The sequence below is a fragment of the Synechococcus sp. WH 5701 genome (assembly GCF_000153045.1).
In the GTDB taxonomy this organism is placed as follows: domain Bacteria; phylum Cyanobacteriota; class Cyanobacteriia; order PCC-6307; family Cyanobiaceae; genus Regnicoccus_A; species Regnicoccus_A antarcticus.
This window is the reverse complement of sequence record NZ_AANO01000106.1, coordinates 1-1,244: the sequence shown is the minus strand read 5'-3', so window position 1 is coordinate 1,244 and position 1,244 is coordinate 1. Positions and strand designations below refer to the sequence as shown.

Sequence of the window (1,244 nt, the reverse complement as noted above, 5' to 3'; positions counted from 1 at the left end):
CCAGCAAGGGCATCAACTGCTTGCACGGAGCGCACCACTCAGCCCAGACATCGACCAGAACGGGTGTGCTGGCAGAGGCTTCCATCACCTTCTGCTGAAAGTTTTCCATGGTAGCGTCAAAAATATACGGAGAGTTGCTCATGCAAGGCACCTGAAAAGTCGTATGAATCATCGGAAACTGCCAGAGACATGGGGCCAACTCCCGGAAATTCAAGCGCCAACAGCGCCAACCCAACTCCTTGAAATCACCGTATCTGGCGTTACATAGCTAATAAGCAACGCCCCGGGGCAATGACGCAGCAGCCCGTCCCGGGCAGATTCACAACCTTTCCGGATGGATACTCGCGGCATGAATGATGAGACGCAAAACGATTCACTAGAGGAATTCGAAGAGGACGTGACCGAATATATCGGCAAGGACGAGCACAGCAAGAGCCTTGCCCTGCCCCAGCAGATGATGCCCCGGCGCATGTACGTGCTGCCGGTTTCGAACCGTCCGTTTTTCCCGGCCCAGGTGCAGCCTGTGGTGGTCAACCAGAATCCGTGGCAGGAAACCCTGAAGCGGGTCGGCGAAACCGACCACAAGGTCATGGGTATCTGTTTTGTGGAAGATGAGGATGCGGAGGCAGGCGTACCTGCCAGCGAACAGCTGGAGACCGTCGGCTGCGCCGTGCGCGTACATCATGCCCAGAATGAAAGCGGCAAGGTTCAGTTCATCGCCCAGGGGCTTCAACGCTTTCGGATTGTCCAATGGTTGCGCCGCAAACCGCCGTACCTGGTTGAAGTGGAATATCCGGCAGAACCGGAAGAAGAGGCAGACGAACTCAAGGCCTACACCCTCGCCATTATCAGCGCGATCAAGGAACTGCTGCGCACCAATCCGCTATACGGCGAGGAGGTAAAACAGTACCTGTCCCGGTTCGGACCGGATGACAGTTCTCCGCTTGCCGACTTTGGCGCCTCGATGACCAGCGCTCCGGGTAACGAATTACAGGATGTGCTGGACACGGTTCCCCTGCTCCGCCGCATGGAAAAAGTCCTGCTCCTGATGCGCAAAGAACAGGAAGTCGCTCGGCTGCAGTCGGAAATCAGCGAGGAAGTTAACGCCAAGGTACAGAAGCACCAGCGCGAGTTCTTCCTGAAGGAACAGCTCAAGGTCATCCAGCGTGAGCTGGGCATGGCCAAGACGACAAGACGGCAGACGTGGAGCGTTTCGAGCAGCGCATGGCAGAGCTGCAACCGCC

Annotated in this window: 2 protein-coding genes; one reads left to right on the top strand and one right to left on the bottom strand. The window is 57.0% G+C overall.

The annotated features are described in order from the left end of the window. A partial coding sequence (locus WH5701_RS18210; RefSeq protein ID WP_255346377.1) for a co-chaperone YbbN occupies window positions 1–109 on the bottom strand: 109 nt, incomplete at its 3' end. 240 nt (window positions 110–349) lie between these two features. Here WH5701_RS18210 and WH5701_RS00640 point away from each other — a divergent pair. Next, the coding region (locus WH5701_RS00640) for an LON peptidase substrate-binding domain-containing protein (RefSeq protein WP_232201746.1) at window positions 350–1,244 on the top strand (895 nt) is incomplete at its 3' end.